Origin of the sequence: Lysinibacillus sp. GbtcB16, assembly GCF_019091145.1 — a bacterium.
Taxonomy (GTDB): domain Bacteria; phylum Bacillota; class Bacilli; order Bacillales_A; family Planococcaceae; genus Lysinibacillus; species Lysinibacillus fusiformis.
The window spans coordinates 1,891,714-1,912,495 of record NZ_JAGXJV010000001.1; the positions used below are offsets into that span (position 1 = coordinate 1,891,714).

At 34.4% G+C, this 20,782-nt stretch carries 30 protein-coding genes and 3 pseudogenes; 6 read left to right on the forward strand and 27 right to left on the reverse strand.

What is annotated here, in order from left to right:
* Positions 1-54: 54 nt before the first annotated feature.
* The 16 genes and pseudogenes from KVT27_RS09460 to KVT27_RS27050 form a co-directional block, all read right to left on the reverse strand.
* Positions 55-726, reverse strand: a pseudogene (locus KVT27_RS09460) (M15 family metallopeptidase).
* Complete coding sequence (locus tag KVT27_RS09465; protein ID WP_217581190.1) at positions 723-983, reverse strand: phage holin; 261 nt, start codon at positions 981-983, stop codon at positions 723-725. Before KVT27_RS09465 ends, KVT27_RS09460 begins: the two are co-directional and overlap by 4 nt.
* Positions 973-1,251: a hypothetical protein gene (locus tag KVT27_RS09470; RefSeq protein WP_217581191.1), complete on the reverse strand. Its 279-nt coding sequence runs from the start codon at positions 1,249-1,251 to the stop codon at positions 973-975. The genes KVT27_RS09465 and KVT27_RS09470 overlap by 11 nt, the downstream gene beginning before the upstream one ends.
* A gap of 211 nt (positions 1,252-1,462) precedes the next feature.
* Positions 1,463-1,927 (reverse strand): hypothetical protein, encoded by a 465-nt coding sequence (locus KVT27_RS09475; protein ID WP_217581192.1) that lies wholly within the window; start codon positions 1,925-1,927, stop codon positions 1,463-1,465.
* Between the two features lie 96 nt (positions 1,928-2,023).
* Positions 2,024-2,134, reverse strand: a complete 111-nt coding sequence (locus tag KVT27_RS26655) for a CD1375 family protein (RefSeq protein WP_254636080.1) — start codon at positions 2,132-2,134, stop codon at positions 2,024-2,026.
* A complete protein-coding gene (locus tag KVT27_RS09480; RefSeq protein WP_217581193.1) occupies positions 2,134-2,385 on the reverse strand; it encodes a hypothetical protein in 252 nt (83 codons plus the stop codon). Before KVT27_RS09480 ends, KVT27_RS26655 begins: the two co-directional genes overlap by 1 nt.
* Before the next feature lie 105 nt (positions 2,386-2,490).
* Positions 2,491-2,808, reverse strand: a complete 318-nt coding sequence (locus tag KVT27_RS09485) for a hypothetical protein (protein WP_217581194.1) — start codon at positions 2,806-2,808, stop codon at positions 2,491-2,493.
* Complete coding sequence (locus KVT27_RS27330; protein ID WP_217581195.1) at positions 2,805-3,038, reverse strand: minor capsid protein; 234 nt, start codon at positions 3,036-3,038, stop codon at positions 2,805-2,807. The genes KVT27_RS09485 and KVT27_RS27330 overlap by 4 nt, the downstream gene beginning before the upstream one ends.
* A gap of 5 nt (positions 3,039-3,043) precedes the next feature.
* Positions 3,044-3,418, reverse strand: a complete 375-nt coding sequence (locus tag KVT27_RS09495; RefSeq protein WP_217581196.1) for a hypothetical protein — start codon at positions 3,416-3,418, stop codon at positions 3,044-3,046.
* A 14-nt stretch (positions 3,419-3,432) separates the two neighbouring features.
* Positions 3,433-3,609, reverse strand: a complete 177-nt coding sequence (locus KVT27_RS09500; RefSeq protein ID WP_217581197.1) for a hypothetical protein — start codon at positions 3,607-3,609, stop codon at positions 3,433-3,435.
* Positions 3,602-4,892, reverse strand: a pseudogene (locus KVT27_RS09505) (anti-CBASS protein Acb1 family protein). The gene KVT27_RS09500 and the pseudogene KVT27_RS09505 overlap by 8 nt, the downstream one beginning before the upstream one ends.
* Before the next feature lie 50 nt (positions 4,893-4,942).
* A complete protein-coding gene (gene terL / locus KVT27_RS09510) occupies positions 4,943-6,406 on the reverse strand; it encodes a phage terminase large subunit (protein ID WP_254636083.1) in 1,464 nt (487 codons plus the stop codon).
* The gene (locus tag KVT27_RS09515; RefSeq protein ID WP_217581198.1) at positions 6,384-7,301 is read right to left on the reverse strand and encodes a terminase small subunit; all 918 of its coding nucleotides are present in this window, start codon (positions 7,299-7,301) and stop codon (positions 6,384-6,386) included. The genes terL and KVT27_RS09515 overlap by 23 nt, the downstream gene beginning before the upstream one ends.
* 97 nt (positions 7,302-7,398) lie before the next feature.
* Positions 7,399-8,259, reverse strand: coding sequence for a DUF456 domain-containing protein (locus KVT27_RS09520; RefSeq protein WP_008178656.1), 861 nt, complete (start codon positions 8,257-8,259; stop codon positions 7,399-7,401).
* A 244-nt stretch (positions 8,260-8,503) separates the two neighbouring features.
* Positions 8,504-8,944 carry a hypothetical protein gene (locus tag KVT27_RS09525; protein ID WP_217581199.1) on the reverse strand — a complete coding sequence of 147 codons (441 nt, stop codon included), beginning with the start codon at positions 8,942-8,944 and terminating at the stop codon, positions 8,504-8,506.
* A 281-nt stretch (positions 8,945-9,225) separates the two neighbouring features.
* Complete coding sequence (locus KVT27_RS27050) at positions 9,226-9,465, reverse strand: DUF3953 domain-containing protein (RefSeq protein ID WP_217581200.1); 240 nt, start codon at positions 9,463-9,465, stop codon at positions 9,226-9,228.
* 351 nt (positions 9,466-9,816) lie between these two features.
* Between KVT27_RS27050 and KVT27_RS09535 the strand changes: the two genes are divergently transcribed.
* Positions 9,817-10,683 carry a hypothetical protein gene (locus KVT27_RS09535; RefSeq protein ID WP_217581201.1) on the forward strand — a complete coding sequence of 289 codons (867 nt, stop codon included), beginning with the start codon at positions 9,817-9,819 and terminating at the stop codon, positions 10,681-10,683.
* Between the two features lie 8 nt (positions 10,684-10,691).
* On the opposite strand, the gene KVT27_RS09540 is transcribed toward KVT27_RS09535, so the two are convergent.
* Positions 10,692-11,129, reverse strand: a complete 438-nt coding sequence (locus KVT27_RS09540) for a helix-turn-helix domain-containing protein (RefSeq protein WP_217581202.1) — start codon at positions 11,127-11,129, stop codon at positions 10,692-10,694.
* 195 nt (positions 11,130-11,324) lie between these two features.
* On the opposite strand from KVT27_RS09540, the gene KVT27_RS27055 reads away from it, so the two are divergent.
* Together KVT27_RS27055 and KVT27_RS09545 are read left to right on the forward strand one after the other, a co-directional pair.
* Positions 11,325-11,447, forward strand: coding sequence for a hypothetical protein (locus tag KVT27_RS27055; RefSeq protein WP_256448888.1), 123 nt, complete (start codon positions 11,325-11,327; stop codon positions 11,445-11,447).
* Between the two features lie 302 nt (positions 11,448-11,749).
* Entirely contained in the window at positions 11,750-12,097 is a 348-nt protein-coding gene (locus tag KVT27_RS09545; protein ID WP_217581203.1) for a hypothetical protein, read from the forward strand.
* Between the two features lie 301 nt (positions 12,098-12,398).
* Here KVT27_RS09545 and KVT27_RS09550 read toward each other — a convergent pair whose 3' ends face one another.
* From KVT27_RS09550 to KVT27_RS09590, 9 genes are all read right to left on the reverse strand, one after another.
* On the reverse strand, positions 12,399-13,313 hold the full coding sequence (locus KVT27_RS09550; RefSeq protein WP_217581204.1) for a hypothetical protein: 915 nt from the start codon (positions 13,311-13,313) through the stop codon (positions 12,399-12,401).
* A 230-nt stretch (positions 13,314-13,543) separates the two neighbouring features.
* A complete protein-coding gene (gene ssb, locus KVT27_RS09555; RefSeq protein WP_217581205.1) occupies positions 13,544-14,059 on the reverse strand; it encodes a single-stranded DNA-binding protein in 516 nt (171 codons plus the stop codon).
* A complete protein-coding gene (locus KVT27_RS09560) occupies positions 14,056-14,217 on the reverse strand; it encodes a hypothetical protein (protein WP_217581206.1) in 162 nt (53 codons plus the stop codon). The genes ssb and KVT27_RS09560 overlap by 4 nt, the downstream gene beginning before the upstream one ends.
* A gap of 216 nt (positions 14,218-14,433) precedes the next feature.
* Positions 14,434-14,613, reverse strand: coding sequence for a hypothetical protein (locus KVT27_RS09565; RefSeq protein WP_217581207.1), 180 nt, complete (start codon positions 14,611-14,613; stop codon positions 14,434-14,436).
* Positions 14,606-15,232, reverse strand: a complete 627-nt coding sequence (locus KVT27_RS09570) for a PD-(D/E)XK nuclease-like domain-containing protein (RefSeq protein ID WP_254636084.1) — start codon at positions 15,230-15,232, stop codon at positions 14,606-14,608. The genes KVT27_RS09565 and KVT27_RS09570 overlap by 8 nt, the downstream gene beginning before the upstream one ends.
* Positions 15,183-15,962: a hypothetical protein gene (locus tag KVT27_RS09575; RefSeq protein ID WP_217581208.1), complete on the reverse strand. Its 780-nt coding sequence runs from the start codon at positions 15,960-15,962 to the stop codon at positions 15,183-15,185. The genes KVT27_RS09570 and KVT27_RS09575 overlap by 50 nt, the downstream gene beginning before the upstream one ends.
* 181 nt (positions 15,963-16,143) lie before the next feature.
* Positions 16,144-16,374 (reverse strand): YqaI family protein, encoded by a 231-nt coding sequence (locus tag KVT27_RS09580; protein WP_217581209.1) that lies wholly within the window; start codon positions 16,372-16,374, stop codon positions 16,144-16,146.
* Complete coding sequence (locus KVT27_RS09585) at positions 16,371-16,580, reverse strand: hypothetical protein (protein WP_217581210.1); 210 nt, start codon at positions 16,578-16,580, stop codon at positions 16,371-16,373. The genes KVT27_RS09580 and KVT27_RS09585 overlap by 4 nt, the downstream gene beginning before the upstream one ends.
* 402 nt (positions 16,581-16,982) lie before the next feature.
* A complete protein-coding gene (locus KVT27_RS09590) occupies positions 16,983-17,219 on the reverse strand; it encodes a helix-turn-helix domain-containing protein (RefSeq protein WP_254636085.1) in 237 nt (78 codons plus the stop codon).
* Between the two features lie 227 nt (positions 17,220-17,446).
* Between KVT27_RS09590 and KVT27_RS09595 the strand changes: the two genes are divergently transcribed.
* Together KVT27_RS09595 and KVT27_RS09600 are read left to right on the forward strand one after the other, a co-directional pair.
* On the forward strand, positions 17,447-17,809 hold the full coding sequence (locus KVT27_RS09595) for a helix-turn-helix domain-containing protein (RefSeq protein ID WP_217581211.1): 363 nt from the start codon (positions 17,447-17,449) through the stop codon (positions 17,807-17,809).
* 187 nt (positions 17,810-17,996) lie between these two features.
* Positions 17,997-18,641, forward strand: a complete 645-nt coding sequence (locus KVT27_RS09600; RefSeq protein WP_208996568.1) for an SHOCT domain-containing protein — start codon at positions 17,997-17,999, stop codon at positions 18,639-18,641.
* Between the two features lie 562 nt (positions 18,642-19,203).
* Here KVT27_RS09600 and KVT27_RS09605 read toward each other — a convergent pair.
* Positions 19,204-19,752 (reverse strand): hypothetical protein, encoded by a 549-nt coding sequence (locus KVT27_RS09605; protein ID WP_036126284.1) that lies wholly within the window; start codon positions 19,750-19,752, stop codon positions 19,204-19,206.
* 328 nt (positions 19,753-20,080) lie between these two features.
* Between KVT27_RS09605 and KVT27_RS09610 the strand changes: the two are divergent.
* Positions 20,081-20,474: pseudogene (locus tag KVT27_RS09610) on the forward strand (spore coat protein).
* The last annotated feature ends 308 nt before the right edge of the window (positions 20,475-20,782 follow it).

A 20,782-nucleotide genomic window follows, 5' to 3' on the forward strand; every position in this document is an offset into this window, starting at 1 on the left:
TCTCTAATAAACATGCTCTTATAATATGCAAATACCACTACAAGGGTTCTTTTCTTACTTATCACTACGTTGATTGATAATAATCTTCAATCCTTCAAAATCGCCACTTGTCATAGTTCCATTATCGAATTTTTAAAGCCATGACTTATCAATTTTTTTTTTATCCACAGATTGTTTAATGTAGTTACGGACTGCAGCTTTAGTTGTGTCATTAGTGAATAACATTTTATCATCATCCTTTGCAATTGGTTTAGTTGTATTGCCTTCCACAGTTAATAGCACTTGATATTTGCTATTAGTTGGAATAATCACTTGTCCTTCAATTTTGTACCCCTTTGGCATAATCCATTTTGGCTTGACCTCGAAATGAGGACGATCAATATTCCCTGTCCAATCTCCTCCCCATGTAATACCTAGCTTACGTGCAATAGCACCTACTCGACTTAGGGTTGCTACATCATATAAATCCTGTGGAGGACCAACAGCAATATCCCATGCTAATCGTGACTTATGGTTACTGTCTAGTGTCCAAGTAACAATCTTCCCTGGTCGAGTTTTTCCTTGTGCATAAAGGTACTTCTGTCGTTCTTGTGAGCGATATGTTTCAGTAATAAAGACGTTCTTAATACCTGCTTTATAGCACTCTTGGAACAACAATCGACAGGCTGTTTGTGCAGCTGGTAATAGTTCAGAAATATCTCGGCAAGTTGTTGTAATGCTTGTCATTTCACATCAACCTTTGGTTTGTCATAATTCATTGCTTGTTCGCTGTCTGAGGTACCTTTTGTAGTCGGGTCGATAATAATACCAAGCAAACCTAAAATGCTTAATACAGTCTCTGAAATGGCTGTGATTTGTGCATTGTAAATTGTAATATCGACATTAAAAATGCCCGCTGTTTGATTAGCGAGCACTAGTAATAATGAGATTAATGACACCCAAAATTGTTTATGTTGTAAACGTACTTCCCAGTTAATTTTCATGTGCAATTCCCTCCATTTTATCTAAATGTTTATGTGCTTTTTTACTTGATTCCTCTACACGAATCACACGCATTTCTTGTGCTTTAATATCAATCCTAATCGATTCTACCCCAGCGTTAATATTTTCTAATTTCGTGCGTATTACGGCTGAATCAGATGCATCGTTCTTAACATCCTTGTCTCTATTACGATTGTAAGTGAGCACCCCAATAAAAGCTCCTAATACCGTACATAAAATTCCGATTAAAGCTACTGTTTGACTGTCCATGTCAACACCTCACAAATAAAAATAGCACTGCTCGGCACAGTGCATTGCGTAGGTCTTGTTGTATAAAAATAGCCCTCCACAAATTATTGTGGAAGGCAAATAATAACTATCCTTAAATATAAGTACTGAACAACATGAAACGAATAAATATAATTTTCTGGTACCATGCATTTTTAGTAAAGTAAAAAGGACAAATGAATGTGTAGCATTACTAAAGGTGAACGCCTTTGAATGTATATCTCCTATAATATTGAATTTTACTATCGATACTCTCAAGTAATCCTGCATAATGCTTCATTAAATCTTCATGAGATGATTGTTCAATCCCTACATACCCTTCTTCCTTTTCTATTATGCTGTCAATTATTCTAACCCTTCCTGCAATCTCCACGTGTAACAAATGAAATTTCGAATATAATATTGGACGCATTTTTTGAGTGTATACATCTATGGTAAATTCACCACTATCTATCATTTGGTTTTCGCCATCTGTTTTTAATACCTTATTATAAACATCTAATAATTCAATTTTCATTTGATGAATTTCTTTTTCACGTTCTCTATTTAATTGGCGTTTAATTGTAGCATTTTGTGTGAAGTACGTTGCAAATCCACCTACAACTACACCTAATAGTGGTAAAATTCCAGTGAAAATTTGAGACCAATTTATATCCACAGTATCCCTTCTTTCTATATAGCATATTATTCCATATAGAAATACTTTTTATCAACAACTTTTAGACAATAAAAATAACGCTAGCTTATGCTGCGTTTACTTGTTTTCGTTATCGAGTAATGCTTGTACAGCTTCTCGCCACAACAATGGCACCTGATTGACAGTTCGCAAATTCATTTTAATTAAATCCCAATATAATTTAGCCATTATAAAACCTCCTTAGGTGCTATTAATTCCGCCACTTCCGCAATAGCTAATTGATTTTCAATTTTGTCTTGTTGTTGTGCCTCTACTGATTCAGCTATCGCTAATTTCAGTTGCTGTGTTTCTTCTTGTAATTGCTCTAATGCTGTTTTAGGAATATCCGTATACTCATAATATAACGACTTTGTTTCTTTGTCGTAAAACAATTCGTGCGTTTTGCCTGGTATATTTTCAGGTTGTGGAAAATTACTCATGTCATACTCTACCGCGATTTCTCCGAACGAAAACACGCTTAATACTTTGACTTTTGTTTCCTCTGTATTTTCAATGATAATTATGTGTGTCCCTCCTTTTTATAGTTACCAAACGATTTCTACGAAACCATGTCCGCCTCGCGAGCCGAAAAGTGATGTAGAACCATTATAAGAACCGGCACCACCGCCGCCACTACCGCGAGTTCCAATCTCTCCACTTTGACCCATTGGTCCACCGACGCCGCCTTTGGCGCCTTCTGTGAATATCTTTACCTTTATAGTCAGAAATTCTTCATCACTACTCCCAATCAACAATCCAAATAATTCCATAATATTTTCAGGTTCTTTAATAAGACCGTATACACCACTTTTATACTCTTTAATAGTTAAATTCCCCCATTTATTATAAGCAAATATAATCATAAGTTATTTATGGGTAAATTTCTTCTAAAAGTTTTCAAACACAGGAATGCCACACATCTACAGCGATAATCCTCACCAGGCAAAACAACACGCCCGTTTACAGTAGGTGGGTCATCATATGAAAACACCTTTCCACTAAGCTCCTTATGCGATTTCCTCACAAGTTCATCAGCCGAATCGTACCATGTAAATTTTTCAATTCCGATATTCTGGTGTCTTTCGGCAGTCATCTGACCTAGTATTGATCTGCTTGGTCAACAGCTATAAACTGTGCCTGATTTCTTGAAATATCAACTTCAGCCATCAACTGCTCACGCATTTGTTTAATGGATGCACCACTTTTCACACCGTCATTAACAACGTTCTCAATGCGCTCTAAATAGTCCTGATGGATTGTTTGGATATATCCTACATTGTCCCGTATTCTTGCAGTTATGAAATCCTTTAACCATGGTTCTGTAGCTACTAGATTAATACCCTTCACCTTCATTTGCTGTTCAAGGTTATGGCGGTTGAAACGATTGATGTTCATAACGAAAGACCATGCCGCACGTTCACTTTGAGTAGTCGTAAAAAACTTATTCACCTTATCTTTTAAGGAATCAAACATTTTCTTGAAGCCATTTAGTAGGCAATCTTCAACGAAAGAGGCATCTTGTCTTGTTGTAGTTGTGGCACAATGTGCTTTTCGAAAAGCTTTAATGTTTCTACACCAATTGTTGTAATCATCTTTTCTATTGCTCGACTATAACTAACAGTTGCAGCATCAGGAAAACGAGTCATTGGTACTTTTTTAACCATTCGTACCACTCCAAGCTTTATATACATTGTTCGCTAACTGTCTTAGGTCTGCTTCATCTCCACTAAATTTAAGCGTATCCGACAAACCAAACTGACCAAAACGTGCCTCGCGGATTTCATCAGCCGTTATGATGTTATTGAGTAAGTAAATTTGGTCTGTTTCAGCAACCAACTTACGAATTTCAGCATCAGTTTTAGCATCCACATTCCATAACGGATTAAATTGTATCTCCCACTCTAGTGTTTCAGGGTCAATACGTCCCCCAAGCTCTTTCTCTGACATCAGTAGCATACGAATGAGCTTTTCTAAATGGGGCTTCATTTCATTTTCTTGGTCTGCAACGATGCGAGAATAGTAGTTCATTACATCATATTGCGCTCCTGTAATAGTGCCGGATTCTTGCCCTTTAATGACTGTTTTTGGCATTCGAGCAGCACCCGATAACAAATCCCAAACGAAATCTAGTAAATCCTTTATGCCAGATACTGATGTACCTTGTTTTGTAAGTTCTTCACCATCCGCAATCATTGCTAACTCTTCTGTTCTAAACATGAAATCCATAATCATGGATAGCTGTTGCTTATCTTGCGTTGATAAGTTATCGATATCTTTTGATTTATACACCTTAAAAGTGAAATCATGAAGGATTTGACCAACTGACCAAACAGACGTATCAAAAACCGTCAGAATGTCATATAAAGGCTCCAAAAGAGAACGCCCTTGTGCTTCCCCTTCGAATCGCCTTGTCTGGCTATGGAGCAATCTAGAAACGTGTACAGATGATTCTGTTGTTTGTGTTTGCACCCCGTGGCTAGATGCTCGATTAATGCGTAATTGTTCTAATTGGCCGTATTTAATATCAAATACATCTTTGTTTATCAGGAATTCATTTATCTTTAAAGAGCTGAAAGCGTGCAAATAATCCACTGAATATAATTTATCCATTTTCAAATCTTCTCTTAATTCGAATTTGGAGGCTTGTGTTACCCCTAAACTAATAAAACCATCCACGGAGACGGTCATAAGTGAACATTTCTTTAAATGCTTTCTTAGCTTTTAAGTCAGCAAGCTTACTCATTATGTTACAAGCTAATTGATCATCTTTCATCTTCAAAGTGAACCAATTACGTGTCATATCCTCGGCTGGAATATCGATGATATTTTGTACGATTCGACTATCACCGTATAAGTTTGTGATTTCATCATGAGATAATTTACGGCCTACACCAGCAATCTGTCTGGTCAACTTATCCTTTTGGTTTGCCTTTCCATTACCCTGCATGAAATCCTCTTTGTATTGCTTTGCTTGGTCAATTGTTTTCAACGTTTCACCTACTTTCCTAATAAGTTTTTATAGCGTTCAATTGGATTAGAATTGTTTGTATACAACTGATTTAGCGCTTGTGTTGTCATATCCACTAAATCGTCATGGGCTGCGTTAGGGAAGGATACAAGTTCTTCAACAAGGTCCTCAACCCAAGGACACATATTTGGATGAGGTAGATATACATTTCCAGCCTCAAACAAAGGAGACACCGCATTTGCACGTGCCTCCTTACCACCGTCAGGATCAACCGGAACAATACCACTAATCTCATCTTTTAACATCTCGATGATAGCTGATCCGTTGGCTTTATCCTCAATATATTTACTTCGTGCATTGGGCCATTTATCGGACATAGCACGTATGGCTTTCATTGTATCCACGAAGCCCATTCGCCTTTGGTCAATATCAAACAAGAAATATTGTGCTTTTTTACGTCCCCACACTCCACCGGCTACATAGTCGCTGGTATCAGTACCTTTAAAAGTACAATCCCACGATTGGGCCATCTTATCGAAATGTGTAGGTAATATAGCCACATCATTTGATAAAGCCCATTCTCTATGTTGCTCTTGAGTACGCACATAATAACGAATCCATTCACGTTTAAAGATAGAACCGCCTGCTGGTGAAGGTCTTTGTTGATAAAGAGCGTTCCATGTACGACTACCAACCTCTGCCTTTTTATCAGCCGCCCATTGCTCATTAAACCCTAGCTCTCGACATAGTGGTTCTCCAGACGCACGTCCTAGCAAATCATCTTCATCCTCTGCAATAGCTGGTAAACGTAAACGAATCCATTTTCGAGGGCTTCGCGCTAGTAAACGACCAATTAAATCATCTTCATGCCAACGTGTCATTATGACAATAACTGATGCTCCATCATGCAAACGAGTGGATAGTGTTGCTTCCCATTCATCCCATATGTTGTTTCGGATAGTTTGAGAGCTTGCTTCCTTCATATTTTTGATAGGGTCATCAATAATTATTAAATCGGCACCTTGACCAGTAATGGAACCGCCAATACCTGTGGCAATCATACCACCCTGCCTACCTTCAACATCCCAATCTTTTACAGCAGCGTTAGCTTCAGATAATTGAATGCTAAATAGTTCGTTAGCGTACTCATTAAATTTATTACGATTTAACCTACCAAACTTTTTAGCCAGCCCATCAGAATATGCAGCCGCAATAACTCTCTTATCTGGATTTTTCATTAAGTAGTAGCTAGGGAATGATTCTGTCACAGTCATTGACTTCCCATGTCGAGGTGGCATTTCAATTAACATTGATAGTTGCTCACCATTTGCAATGCGCTGCAATACTTCACAAATTAATTCTGTATGCCTGTAGTGCTCGTAATGACCGTTATGAACAAACTCTACATAATCACGGTAAAACTGGCGTGAGAGTTCTTTACTTGCTTCATAGGCTAGCACATCTAATTGCTCATCGCTTATTTCTTGTAGCAAGTTCTCTCAACTCCTCTGTCGTTAATTTACTAAGATCCACTACATTAGTTGTTGTAATGCCATTACCCTTTGTTTCTGAACGAGTCTTTGCAATATCAGCTTTAACTTTCTCTTCACGCAATTGTTTCAACTCGTTTTCATTAAGTATATCCGTATACTTCGCAAGGAACACAAGTGCTGCCATCTTATCAGCCAGTTTAACCTTGAACATGCCGTCTTTACCTTTTGATAGTTCGGTAATGAGTGTTCCATCGATTTCTTCCGAATGATGCATTGAAAACTTTGTGTAAGTGTATGGTACAACTTCTGTTTTTTCGGACTTCTTTGAATCGTCTGGATTATATTCAACGGATGTTTCCGTCGCTTCCGACTCCACTTGAGTAAAGTCTATGAAGTCCGTTATGTCAGCAAAAGCAATAGCTTTGTACTTCTCTAGCACATCGAATTTATCTAAGTCTAAACTTTCAAGCCTTTGCCTTTTCAATTCAGCAACTGTTTCTTTCACCTTAGCTTTACTTAGCAACCTACTACCATTTGCCATTGCTGTTTGATAGCTGCATTCATACACCTTTTTATATGCGCTAGTAGCATTTAGTGAACGGACGTAATACATACAAAAAAGCCGTTGTTTATCAGTTAATCCATCATCACCTTCTAATTCAAAAGTGGTAACTTCTTCTGATTCAACGACTTCTTTTTCTTTGGATGCATCCTCTTTTATGGTTGCAACCTTCTTAGTTTTGTTTGCATCCTTTTCAGTTGCATCCCTAGACCATTTCTCGCGGCTCTTTCGGCTCTTCAACGTACCAAGCTTTATACTATGTTTTTCAGCAAGATCAGCAAGCGTAATCATTGTGGTTTCCCACTCGTGTTTTATTTCATCCCAATTAGCCATATCTCATAAACACCACCTCCATCTTCATTTGTTTGTTTTGTAATCACCTCATTATGCTAGTAACTAAATAAAGTAAAAATAGTGCCCTAAAAGGACACTATTTTTTATAATTTTCGAATAATAATTTATTATTTTCAACGTGTTTTTTTGTAATTTCATTTAATAATTTTGTTAAATCTCGGTTAAATTCAACCATTTTCTGTTGATAACTCTCACCAAATTCTTTTTTATTTATTAATTCAATCATATTGTAGCTACTTTTATTTAATAAATCGTTAATTATTTCTACTTCATCACTTTCATAGTCCAAATAAGAATATAATATTCTAACTTTACTAATTTCAATTTCAATTTCCGCAAATAATTCACTTTCTCGAAATTGACTCGACTTTATTTCCATCATTAAACTTAAAATAACTTCGTGTACCGATTCTTCTTTGCTATGAACTAAATGAATATCTCTTAAAAACTCTTGTTGATTAGTTAGATTTGAAATTTCTTGCCCAATATTATCAATTTTACGAAAGATTTCATTTCTTAACTTAATCAATTTCGTCATATTGGTTATTGATTCAACCAATTCTTCACTTTTATTTAATAGAAATAATTTATGCTCTCTTTCTCTTGTTTTTTTGTCATTTAATTCTGCAGCCTCATCAATACTATTTTTTTGTTCAAAGAGTAACTCGAGATGTTGATTGTTTTGATTTCGAATTAAAGCATATGTAGTTAATACTACTGCTACCATACCAACTATTCCACCTAAAAAGCTCCCCCAAAAACTAATCCAACTACCAGCTAAACTACTATCATTATTCCCTAGGCTGTCTATGACCCAATTATTCACTGAATATGGAATGACAAATGAAATAACCAAAAGAACTCCTAATGATACAATTGCTGAAATTAAAAAAACTTTAAAATAGAGTATTTTTTTCTTATCTAGTTTAGATTCCAATTTGTAATCTCTCCTTTCAATTCATAATAGAGTAAAAGGTATGTGCAAAACCTTAATAACTTTTTGCTCTCAAAACCACACCAAACTCCCCCTGCTAATAGCTAATCCCTGTAAGTTCAAGTATCACACTCTTCCTAACGATACACCATAGCCCCTTGAACTAGATTCCAATTGTTTTATGGCTGTTAGATGCAGTTTTCAAAGCAAAAGAAAAAGCCACTGATTTATAATCAGTAGCATATTACTATGTATTTTTTTCATTTTCTTTTAAATATATCAATATACGAATTAAGTCGTGTAATTTATTTACTCTTTTCCCAAACAATATTTCATGGTTAAATGCAAATGCAATTATACCAAGTAATGCAATGAGAATAAACAAAATCATTATCATCCCAACACCTAAATCTGCTTTAAACTCTGAAGACAATGATATTATGATTGCGTAAATTCCAATAAAGACAGCCATTACAACACTTAATCCAGCCCAAAAAGCAGAATTAATTCTGCTAGTCTTATTAATATCCAATATCACCGTTTTTTCCATTTCTTCCAACTCTTCTTTTGTAATCTTTTTTAAGATTTTTCGTGAAAACCATTCTATAGTACACTTATCGTAGAAATCTATTTTCATCAAATCCCTTAAGTATGTATGTATTTCATTAATTTTAAATATACATTTCATGTAATACCCTCCCACTCAATCATAAGCTGAAGGTAAAAAAAATGGTACAATTTTCTACAAAAGAAAAAGCCTCCATCCGAAGATGAAAGCTTAAATATTGTGGTAATCCTAATGTCGAGTGCTCACTTTTGACATCGTGGCAGAGCGTACCACGTTATTTCGTAATTGTGTTTTAGATTTATAGTGTATTTCCGTGCACTTTGAAGCTATAGTAAGTTTGTTTTAGTTAGTTTGACTGAATTCTATGGAAAGTGGACGAAGTTCACATATAAACCACTCCTTTATTTAAAGAAGATTTGGATTGAAACAAATATTGAAAATAAAAATACCCCAATATGGAGCCAACCAGAAACTTTTCTCTCTCTTTGAAATTCTTTTATTCCAATAATTAACATCAATAATCCTAAGAAGAATAACACTAGGAAATTCAACTGGTAATCACTTGTGATAATAGAGTAAGTTGAGAGTGATACTACTATGATTGAAAAAACAAATTGTAAAATTTTCAACAAAACTACCATCACCTCTTAAATATTGTACTTTTATTATACAATACAACAGAGTATGTGGATATAAATTCCAATATTTATCCTTTTATATTAATTAAGATACCTTTTCTCTTAAAAAACATAGGCCAGCCGTGTATGTCATGCTCCGAACAAGTTTGTTCAGCTCAGGTCGGTCGTCGGTCTGTCTTTCCCTAATAATTAGTAATTTGTAAATACCAAAGGAGGAAAATATTACCGCACCGACCTGCCTCCGAGTTTACATCATATTTTTCCTTTCGCAAAACATGCTACATGTTTTACATTTGTTCCTTCTGTTACATCTGTTTCTTTTTTACATTATACGTTAAAATAAACATTGAAAAAGTGTCTTACTCAGAGGTGAATATACTGAAAAATAAAATATTTTCTATTTTTTTATTGTTATTTATTATCATTTCTTCTTTGCTGTTATTTGTTTATGTTATATGGTTTACAGATACATTCACAAAAATAATTTACTGTACTATCTTAGTTACTACATATGTTTCGCTAGGCATTTTTGTTGGAATAGGTATTGTAACTTCACCACAGTTTTGGTTACTATGTTACCAATTATTATTTACTACATCTGTTGTACCATTTGTAATGGTATTAGTTACGCAATTATTTATTTATATGAAATGGGAAAGTTTTAATAGTTTAATTATAGCAATGTCGATATCTTTCATTGGTTCCTTGATTTTGGTCTTTTTGATTTTTAAAAAGATGAATGAATCATTTATTGGTGGAGAACTTGATGAAAGTTCGATATCTAACCTTAGTAGTCTGACTAATTTTTTGACTTTTATTATAACTATGATATTACTTTTCTATTCAACATTTAGTTCTGATAAAAATGACATAGAAATAAATAATTTGAAATATAGATTAGATACTATTGAGTATCATTTATCAAGTTCAAATAAAGCTTCTACTATAAATTTTGATTCTAATGCTATTCCTGAATCACAAAAGGAAAACGTAAATTATTCAAATTATTATTATATGTTTTTCGCCATGATTATTTATGTTCTAGCAAGTTATTACACATTACTTCCTATAATCAGTCGTAGAAAAGGAATGAAAATAGATTCAGAAAATGAAATCAATATTCCTATAAGGATTACTGAAAAAGCAGAAATTGAATTACTTTTAAAAATGAAAGATAAACATTTACAATTATATGATAAAAATAACCAAAAATTAAAGTAGCCGAAAGGCTACTTTATCATTTGTTCTATGATATTATTTCTGACCCTAAATATTGTCGTGCTGGATAGTTTCATGTGCTTGCCAATAATCCTCATACTATCCCCATCAAGCAGTCTATGAAGGACTTCCACCTCTCTGTCTCCTCGCACTAACGAAATACGATTTTGTACCTCTGCTATCTTTTGTTCATATTCCTTAATTCGATAATTCAGCGAATATACACGACGTTGTACCTCTGTGTATACTGGATCACTTGTACCTCCACTAGCCTTTGGCAATGTTGCCTCGATGCCGTACATAGCCGTTTTAGCCCCAATGTAACTGTTGTTATCCATCTTCGCTACCGGCTGCCTTGCCTCTTCAATCGTTTCAACCATCCAACGATAATTCTCAATCCACTGAAGTAAATTTTCTTTAGTTACTTTCATTTGCCCTTGTTTAGCCATTAGGTTTGCCCTCCTAAGTTGTGTTATAATGACTTATCTGACTAAGCAATCAAAAGGCATAAACCAATTCGAGCTGTAGCGTCTGCAAACGCTGCGGCTTTTTCTTTTTCAATCGTTATGAACTATTTGAAACCTTTTCCATTTGCATCCGTAAATAAATTACAACACTTTTGCTTTATTATTGGAGGTATTTAAATGGACTCTTTTGCACTTATGGCTTTTTCTTTTGCTTGTTTGTCTTTTGTCTTTGCTATCTCAGCTGATTCTAAAATCAAAAAGTTAGAAAAACGTATCGAAGAACTCGAAAATAACAAGTAATTTCTTTAATACATAATGGTTTATAGAGCGATGTTTTAGTCTCTCTTTTTCTATTCCAAAGGCAATAAACTATAGTACCTAAGTTAACTAAGCATATAAATAGTAATGTTAAGCTAAACTAGTTTAACAAAACCTCTCTTTATTGTTAGGGTCAATACGATCCCATGTGACCCTTCTCATATTGTTTACTTAAGAAAGCTGTAGCGTGTACAAACGCTGCTGCTTTTTTATATTTTAAAATTTTTTGAAACTTTCATTCTCTATTTTTCGTATAAAAAGGAAAAACAAGGAGGATGATATTCGTGAAAGGATTACTGTATATTGTTTTAGCACTTTTAGTATTCTTGGTAGGATTTAATTTGATAAAAGATAATGCTCTTTCAAGAGTAACTCCTAGTAAAATTGAAGCTGCTATTTCTGAAGCTACACCACAAATGATTAATGTTATTGAAAACCATAATAGTTCAGAATCTTATGGAAAAGAACTTATGATTGCTGGTAAACCGGTATATAACCTTACTGTAGATACTACATCTTATATAATCAATTCTGTTTTATTTTTACTATCAATTGTTTCATTCATTATTTATAGAAATAGAGAAACCCTTGAAGATTGTATTTTTGAATTTTTTAATAATATTTTCTCCTAATAGCAGGAAAACTAATTATTAAGAATTTCAATTCTACTAATATGCTATAATTTGGTTAAAAAGGAAGTAGGTAAATTATGTTCGATTTATCCTTTATGTTAGAAAGTATTGCTAATTTCATTTCTAATACTCGGAATGCACTGGTTTTACCATATAAGTCAATTTGGATAGTTTTAGTTGTAGCAATTCTGGCGAAGTTTTATTTTAGAAAGTCTCAATCTAATTAATCCTTAAAGTTTGGTAGTATTCCACCAAACTTTAAGGGTTAGTTCTTATATTATTCAGTTAATAATTTACAGTTTTAACCGTTTTCTTTAGGGATTCTCGGGAAGAAAGTACGTGGATTTTTCTCATTATCCTGTGTTCTCCAAACTGTTAGTACATAATTTTCTTCGTTTATTACTATTGGTATATTTTCCTCCCCTGATTCATGAAGAAATCCTACAGTACCCATAGCCAACAGTCCTTCTGGACTAAGTCCAACAAAAAAACCACCCGTTTCTTTTAGTAGTGTTTTGGAACCTTCATTATCTTTTGCCGTATACTCATATCTAATAGTAATTACTTCAGCTTTATTACTTTTTTCAGCACGACTATTTACTTGAACAGCCTTCAAAAATAGAATCACATCATCTTGATGCGTTTTTTCATAAGGTCCATCGTTTATATAATAGTGATACCATGAATGGTGACCACCTAAATCCGATTTACCTCTACGTTTCTTTCCACCCTCTTCACCAATAAATACATGTTCAAATGCAGAAGTACTATTGTTATCAAATTGCTTAAACCATATAGTTTTTAATAAATCTTTCCATTCTTCATCTGAAGCGCCCGACTCAATTTTTCCATTTTCACTTACATAATCCCGTGCTAATTTCATTGGTTGTGTTTCGATAACAAAATTTAAAAATTCATCTACTTCCTTTATTTCTTCCTGAGGAGTAGGATCATTTTTTTTGCGTCGCCAATCATAATTGTCGTGAAGTTTTTTAAATAATTCATACGTTGTTAATTTACTTTCCGGAATAACTACAGTTTCTAAAACATTGACTTGACCATCGGAACTATTTGAACTTCTTCCTTCTGGAAACGGGTTAGTATTAACAATTACATATCCCGTTTCTTCATTTTTTTCATTGTCACTTAATCCTTTAATTAAAGGTATTAATCCATTACCCTTCATGTCTGCCTGCCAAATATCATTAAAAATCATCTTTAAACCTCCTTGTAATAATTAATACAGGATTATAATGTGTTTACCTCTACTTTTAATTCTAAGTATTTAATGGAATTACTTTGCATTTTTTTCATAAAGGATTTTTAGAAATACATTGAATCAACCATTGTGGTTATGGTCATACCATAAATTATAATTTAGATATGAGTTGTTACTCTGAGTAAACTATCCGAACCAAGAGTTTGTTGTATTGTAATTATGAGTAATCACCCCTTACATCTGAATGGCAAATCATCCTCACTTACCTCAATCGGTCCCTTACTATTAACAAACGGATCTTCATCTGCTCTTTTATAATTTGACTGATTGCTATTACCGCCATATTGCCCCTGTGAACTGCCTTGATACTGTCCACCTGTATTTGTACTAGATTCGTGGTTTGATTCGCCTTGTGAGCCTCCTGTGCTGTTTCTTGGCTCTAAGAATTGGATACTGTCGGCTACAACGTCAGTCGTGTACACACGCTTGCCATCTTGCCCCTCATAGCTACCTGTTTGGATTCGCCCTTCCAAACCTATTAAGCTCCTTTCTTCATGAAGTTTGCTAGGTTCATGTTTACGCCATGCTTGGCAATTTATGAAGTCTGCCTCTTGTTCACCGTTCTGCACTTTGAATGTCCTGTTTACTGCCACTTGAAAGCGACATGACGCAATTCCATTTGGTGTGTAGTGCAATTCAGGATCTTTAGTAAGTCGGCCAACTAATACGACTCGGTTAATCATTGCTTACTCTCCCATCGATCAATAACTTTTCCTAAACTTTTATGTGCATTGCTGTAAGATTCATCGTTTAATTCTTCAATTTTGACTCCAACACTAGAGGCAAGTCGTTCAATTACCTTTTGAGCTTCTTTTAGCGTTATTAAATCCTCAAATGTCATGCCGATTCCTCCTCGTATTCACCTTCATCTATAATGTCATAAGCGCTACTTCCATCATCATTTTCCGTTTCTCCTAAAGGTTCATCATCTAACATTGCGTAATATCCTATTGGGTAAAGTTGTACGCAATCTTTGTAGTAAACTTCTTTATTTACAAGAATTACGTCCTCATTCTATACAAATGTTTCTTCACATGCTTTACACCGTTTTAGTTTTTCACTCATTTGTATTCACTCCATCGACTTTGATATTAAGAGTATTTAACGTGAATATAATGCCATCCATAACACCTAACGAACGGTGCTGCTCAATAACTTTTGGTGTTGTGCAAGCTGTTTCGTAATTATCACGATATTGTTTAATTGATTCATGACTAACATTCACTTTTTCAGCCATTGCTCACACTCTCCTTCTTACCTAACATTTCTAAAACCTTTTGCCTCTCAGCCTCGAAATCTATCGTGTTGCTAGTAGTATCAGTAGATGACTTTGGTTCTTCACTATCATTTCGATTAGCAAACCACTCAGGTACTACCTCTGTTCTACCTTTTGATTTTTGATAAGAGGATTGACTGGATTGCTGTCGCTTGTTTTTCTCTCTTTCTTCCTTGGCCTTTAGTTGCTCAACATTTGTTATAAAATCCGTTCTCCAGTTTGCTAAAATCCGTCCCGTATACTGCATTGGTTTGTTTGGTTGTTGAAGTGCAGTAATTTTCATGGCTTCATAAACAAGAGCTTCGTAGTCCTTATACTTCTTACCACGATTGTTAAGAATGCTGTTGTGGTTCAGTTCTATAAAATCAGAAAATCTCGTATCACTTTCAAAGGCAGCATGTAAATATGAACCTACTAATAATGCTGTAGAAGGAGGACGAGAAAACTCGCCCCTTACCTCTGCAAATGTTCTAGCTTCACATTCCATAGCGCTCTTAAACTGTGACACAGACATGTACTGTTGATTTGCTTCATTCGAGTGGTAATTCTGGCTGCTCAATTGAAATGTCGTTTGGTGCATCTGATTTCACCTCTTTTTTTGAATCTGATTGCGCTTGGAAATCAGCCCCTAAACCACTTGTTTGGTTTTTAGCAATCTCCTTATTAAGCCAATCCTCTACCTTACTTACTCCATCTCTTAAACTGTTAAAAATATTGATTAACTCTACATAGTCGTATTCAGTGAACGAGTCAGCATTGTAACCAAACTTTGCTTCTATCATTTCTTGTGTTACGCGATGTTGTTCTTTAAAACTACGTAATGCATTTGCAATACGATCTTTTAATGGACCCTGACTATTTCCTGCTAGTGTTTCGTGACATTGGACAATCGCTTTATCAATTATGTCACCTGGTATTACACCTAAAATGCATGAACGTAAACGGCGAGCACCATCATTTGTTACTTTTTCATAAATATCACGTGGATCATCTAATTTTTTGATAGCCCCTTTAGCTTTCATAGAGTCCTTGACGGTAAATACCTTTTCTTGACGGACATTTGTTTCAAGGTCCCAGCAAAACGCTTTTGCGACCGATTCACCTTCACGTTGCTCTAGTTCTTGAATGCCGTAGGATAAGTTGCCCCAGTTTTGTGCAATTGCTTCAGCTAATCGAATAGACGGACCTGTTACACGTTGTCCACCACGAGGATATTGATACTTTGCAACCTGCGCTAGTGCCGGACGTTTACAAGTGTCTAATACACATTGCTCACCCTGGAATACGTTTTCAGGAAACTGTTTCGCCATAAAGATTTGTCCTTTGACTTCTTCATCTCACGGGAGGTACTAGCCTGTGCTAGTACCCCTTGTGATTGTTGGAAAGGAGTCAGATTATTAAATTGTTCTGCTAAGTTACTCATTGAATTTCCTCCTACAGTCCGCTATAATTACTCTAATCTTTGATTTGTAAGCCACTCTGCCAAGTGGTTTATTTTTTTGTGCAAAATCTGGCATTATAGTGATCCTCTAAATACGTATGGATGTTATCTAGATGAACAATATCCCCATTTGTAAACTCCATATAATCATCATTGAAAACTATTAAACTACCATAGATATCGCGGAAATCTGTCTCTATATATTTAAATGTAAGTACATTATTTACAGCTTCAATTGTTCCTAACACCATCGGATTCTCGACTTCAATAAGTTGTCTCACGTTATCACCTCCTTTTGTTTTTGTAAAACATCCGCATATGATTTTGTGACAAAGCTTGTGTAGCGTACATTTTCCTCAATTGCTACTAGTGTAAGTATGATCCCGGTAAACTCACTGATAATGTCATACTCAGCAAATCGTTCCTCAAATACTTCTGTGTCTAATCGCACCTCTCTCATTTTTGGATTGAATTGATTAATACTCATGATTCCCACCTTCTTTCTGATGGCGTCCCATCAAGCAACTCACAGTGGCAAAGCTTTACGGTAGGGAGACGGTACTGCAAGCTGCTTGACGAGAGCGAGATAACACTCGCAAACGTTCAATTTTCATGCTAGAATGTTTCTATATTCCATAGTTTATTGGCTGTTTAATCCCGCAATGATTAAACAGTCTTTTTATTGCCAATTAATTTCTTGAACAACTTTTTATCGCAAAAGAAATGTCCATAAATTAACCTCTGTTTTAATGTCATGTGTCGCCACGCTCTAGGCTTGATACGCATACATTTTAATCAACTCACTAAGTAGTCCTCTTTCTTGTAAATCTTTAATCACCCAAAGGAAATTTTGTTGATCAAGTAACTGGGCTTTTAATCTCTCAATATCTTATGTTGCTTTCTTAATTTTTCTCATGAATTCTGCTGAAAGATGATACTTCCCTCTCTCGTTATGAACCCCAATAGCCAAATAGGTTATTTTTTGTACAAGATTCTTGTATATATAACCAAATAAAAAAGCCACATCTTCGTCTAAAATTTCAGAAACAGTTATTGCCATTTCTAATCTTGGTTTTGAATAGCCTGTCTCCCTATTAGATATTGTTGCTTTACTAACAAATTTCAATAATTTCGCTAGTTCAGCTTGAGTAAGTTACTTCTTTTTTGAGCATTTATAAAATTCAAGTTCTTCATTACAACTCACCTCCTTTTTGTATGGATAACTTGTACTTATATAGCAACATCAAGATTTTCATACGTCAATATAAATGTATGAATTTCTCATACTTTCAACTTTCTTTATGTATTTTGTTAAAGAAAATAGTACAATTTACTTGTACAGGGAGTGATATCATGTTGAGCCATCGTTTGAAGGTAGCAAGAAAGTCTAAAAAACTTACACAGGAACAATTAGCAATAAAAGTTCAAACTACTAAAGGTACAATCAGCAACTACGAAAATGGACATAGCACTCCTTCCAATGAAATGCTTGTACTTTTAGCCAAAACCTTAAATGTTACAACAGATTATTTACTTGATAATACAGATGAAACTATACAACTTTCACAACAAGAAAAAGAGGAAGCTGAGTTCCAAGCTTTTGCTAACAATCCATCCCTTGAAAAATGGTACAAAGAGTTACCTAAATCTAAGGAAGAGGACTTAGAAAAGCTACGTAAGATGTGGGAGATTTTGAAGGATAAAGGGGGATTGTAATCGTTATTTGGAGAAAACCTAATAAACGATTTTTAATTAAGACTAAAAGTAACATAATGATATCTATGAAAAGGACATGTTATAAACATGTCCTTTAATAGCACCATTATTGGGAAATTTACTTATTTATGTTTATATACTATTCTTTTACCTAATCATTTCAGGAAAATAAATACGAGGTGACAAAATGAGCTTTTTCAAAAAAATAATGGGGACATTTGAAAATACTCCAGAAAGACAAGCTGTTTTAGATGCAAAAGAACGTACAAAACAAGAGGATATCCAACAGCGAGAGAAATATGTGGGGACTAGTTTATATAGAGGGATGAAGTACACCTTTTATAAGCCAGCAATCGATTATTTCGAAAACACTGTGCAATTGGCCAATGAAATTGTACTCTCCTCTTTACCAGCTGAATACGATTGTGGAAATTTAGAAAAAAAAGGTCTTTTGATAGCAACAAATATGCGAGTGGTTTTTGTTACAAAAATTGGTAATCTTCAATTATATACACCATTTAACTATAAATATATGGAAGGAGTTTTACTTGCCTCTGATGGTATTGCTCAAAAAGAATTGACAATCCTCACTCCTGCTTTACGTGCAACATTTGATGATATTTTAAATGATGATCGTTTAAACAAGTTTATAGATGTTGTGCAAAAACAAATGCAAGATAGCAAAGATAACCATCGATTGCCTAATGATAAAAAGAAATTATCAACCTCAGCAGATCCATATAGTGACTTAGAAAAAATTGCGAATTTACGAGATAAAGGAATTTTAACTGAAGAAGAATTTTTAGAAGAAAAGAAAAAAATTTTAGGCTAATTCATTATTGCATATGGAAGATAATAATCACTACTAGATTTCACTTGCAAATATTTGGTAAAATTATCGAAAATATTTGAGAGACTGGATAAGATGTGAGAGATATTGAAAGAAGAAGGTGAGCTTTAAAAATCGGATTGAACATTCATGCTTATGGAAACATCAATCCTGGATCTGCTATGACTGTCCTGCTCAAAAAAGGAGATTCTGATAAGATCGATGTAGCTAATTTTAAAGCGTCTGACTTAAAAGAGATAGCTACCTATTATCATGCTACATAATGATTTGAAGTAAAATATAAATAACACGAATAGTCACTCACGTTTAAGTTTGAGTGACCTTTTCGTATATAAGCCATAAAATTCTGCCCATAATCTAGAGCCGCCCTCTTCCCCTACTAGCGGACGGGGCGACTTTTTTTGATGGCAAAGCATTCAAACAAAATAAGGGAACGATTGAGCGTATTGTAGTAATTAAAAAAATGACAAAAGCCATCGAGTATGAAATTCTCGACAACTTTTGTCAATAGGCTGAACTAACACTTATGTAAATATTATTTACATTATTTCTTCTTATTCACATCATCCGGATAAACAATCGTATTAAATACTTCTCCACTTGATGCATCTTTATAAATTACTGTGACTTTATAATTATCAACGTCTGCCCCATTAAATAATTGATAGTACATACCCGTTAAAGCAAGCCCGACTGCCGCCATTGTATCAAGACTACTTTCAAACTCTTCTTTGTTTACAGATAGAGTGAATTCTGAAAAGGATTTGTTATATGTAATATCTTTGACAGATTTGAAATCATCACTAGCTTTAATTTCATCTACATTTGCTAAAATACCTTCTTTTAAACCTTTCATCATTTCTTCGTGCTCTGGTTTAGCCATTTTATAAGTTAAAGAACCATCATCATTCTTAATGACTTCTTTAATTCCACTATTTTTCGCCTTAGAAATAACAGAATCGATGTCCTGTCCTTCGAAAAATAAAGCAGGAATGGTTACTTCCACGTCCCCATCTTTTTTTTGATCCTCACTACATGCAGCCATTAAAGCACCTAGTAATAAAAGTAATGGTAACATCCATTTTCTAGTCATTAAATCTCCTCCTCATACACAAATATACAGAAAATGAAGGGATTTCACTATAACTAATACAAAAAACATTTATTAATATAGAAAACTCTTTTCATCGATCGCTATTATCTGTGTACAAATCAGTTAAATTCCTTCGACTTTTCATTCAAGATGACCATTCGTTAATAAATAGTAAAATCATATATTCAACGTATCTTTCTTTAGTAGTCTACTGAAACCGACTCATAAGAATATTTCTATTAATTATTTTTTACTCTTCCTTCCTTATAGTCTAGCGAATCATATTCCATATGAATACCTTATTTATAGGAATGGAGGTGAAAATAAAATGGCATCATTTGAAATTGGAGCAAGAGGTCTTTTCAATTTTCGAAACGAGCGCTTTTTCCTATTAGTTGAAGATGAAATTACAGTTCCAGATAAAGGTGTGGAGATTGATCCAGTTAATATATATGAGATTGACCAACAAACTTTCAATTTTATTAGAGAAGAAGGAGATACACCTGTCGTTGTACCAGTTTTTAAACTTCCACCTGTACCACCAGGATTTGAATTAGAACGAAAATGTATTTTTACAGTCGATAATTCATACTTTGTCTGTCATCTATGAATTAGAAAATGGTACTGACAACTTTGTTATTTTAAGAATCAGTGCAGCTTTATTTAACTCATTGAGAAATTCTGGTGTTCGTGAATGTATTCCTCAGAATTTCATTAATTAAGAATGCTATAAAAACAAGTAATCAATTATTGATTAAAGATCCTGTGTTAATCGGCAGGATCTTTTCTTATTCCACAATCGAGCCATATAAATGAACACCACTTTTAAAAGATCTGGATATTTATGTTAACATATAGGTGAGATTGTGAAGAATTACACTTTAACTAACGGCGCAGTTTAGTTGAACAACCATATGGGTTTTTATGGTGAAACAGTAGACGGTAGGTGCATATTCATCTTTACAGGAAAGTGGGATGGGCTATCGTTTAGTTAGGAGGTAGTGATTTTGGGTTATTTGATTGGTTGGGG